Below are 1,520 nucleotides of genomic sequence, written 5' to 3' on the forward strand. Positions count from 1 at the left end.
AAGAGCCGGGTCGTCGACCTGGAGCGAGGCGAGTGCTTTGGATTCCTTGGCTTTGACCTCAGGCGCGTGCGAACCCGCAAGGGACGCTGGATGCCTTTGGTCACGCCACAGATGAAGAAGCGCACGGAGTTGTTGCGGAAGCTGAAAGGCATTCTCAACCGCTCCCGCTCCCAGCCGCTGCACGGGGTGATCGCGAAGATCAATCCCATCTTGCGGGGCTGGGTGAACTACTTCGCGATCGGAAACTCGAGTCGGTGTTTCTCGTTCATTCGCCTGTGGGTTGAGAAGAAGGTCCGGAGACTCTTGGCCAAAGCCCGACAGCGCGATGGCTTCGGCTGGAAGAGGTGGAGTAGTCGTTGGTTGTACGAGGGACTGGGACTCTTCCATGAGTACAAGGTCCAATGGCAGCCAGCGCGGAAAGCGTCTCCAGCATTGATGGGTCCCATAACCCTTGGAACGAAGTGAGCAGGAGAGCGTAGTGCGGGAAATCCGCATGCTGCGTTCGATGTGGCGGGGCTGGAAACGGAGTCACGGTGGGGTCTACACGGGCACGAACGGGGAAACCCGGGATACAGACAAGGCCACCGCCTTACGGACCACCGCGCCAGCCCTCGACCCTACCAGGGCGAAAACCCCCAAGATTCGGCTGGCGGCCTTGTCGATGTTTACTTCGCAGTGAAGGCCTTTAGTTGTAGGTCAGGCGCCCATGCTCGGGATCGAAGGAGCGTCGGTGGCCTGGGCTGCAGGCGCGCTATTGAGGGCAGGTCGCTCCGGTTCCCGCGGCGTTTCGACACAGTGTCCGGGCTGGATCTGGGAGATGGCCTTTCGCTGCAGGTCTTGCACGGGGACGCGTCCGACCTCACCGGGGCGAGGCTCAGATCCAGCAGCAGTGGCGCGTTGAGGGCGAAGCCAGCGGACTCCAGGGAACAGGTTGGTGCCGTCACCCATCGCGACCGTACTGGTCGCCGGCCAGGGGGTAGTCCACCCGAGCTCGTCGCAGGACCGGCGAGCCGACGAAATCCTCCCGGCGGCTAGGTCGTCACCTCCACGTACAGCACCACGTCATTCAGCTTCATCGGGTCGACGACGCCCGGCGCACCTGTCTGTCCTCAGAACTCATCGCGTGCCTCCGGTGCGCCGAGGGCCACGGAGTCACGCTGCCTTGCACCATGCGTACCGATGGTGGAGGCCGCCCACGCGCGGGAGGGCGACCGGCTTCGCGCTCGGCGAAGGTCGCTTCTCGGTCGGGCGCCCAGCGGGTGAATCTCGCAGGGCCGTATGGACCCGCTCGACGTTGTAGTAGTTGACGTACTCGCCAAGCAGCCGCCGGAGGTGCTGTTCGCCGAGGACGATCACGTGATCCAGGAGTTCCCGCCGACAGGTTGTAGACGCTCACTCAGAAGCGTAGAAATCTGATCATTTGGCCGGGGGGCGACGCAGCCCGCCGTTCCGGATTCCGATTCAGATCTTCCGGGTCGAAAGGTCCTTGACCCAGGGCGAACGCCCTCCCGGCTCGACCG

Annotated in this window: 2 protein-coding genes; one reads left to right on the forward strand and one right to left on the reverse strand. The window is 63.6% G+C overall.

What is annotated here, in order from left to right; all coding sequences use genetic code 11:
* On the forward strand, nt 1-465 hold a 465-nt coding region (locus tag GY937_04630), incomplete at its 5' end, for a group II intron reverse transcriptase/maturase (GenBank protein ID MCP5055996.1).
* 687 nt (nt 466-1,152) lie between these two features.
* Here GY937_04630 and GY937_04635 read toward each other — a convergent pair.
* On the reverse strand, nt 1,153-1,356 hold the full coding sequence (locus GY937_04635; GenBank protein ID MCP5055997.1) for a transposase: 204 nt from the start codon (nt 1,354-1,356) through the stop codon (nt 1,153-1,155).
* Nucleotides 1,357-1,520: the final 164 nt, after the last annotated feature.

The organism is bacterium (genome assembly GCA_024228115.1).
GTDB lineage: Bacteria > Myxococcota_A > UBA9160 > UBA9160 > UBA6930.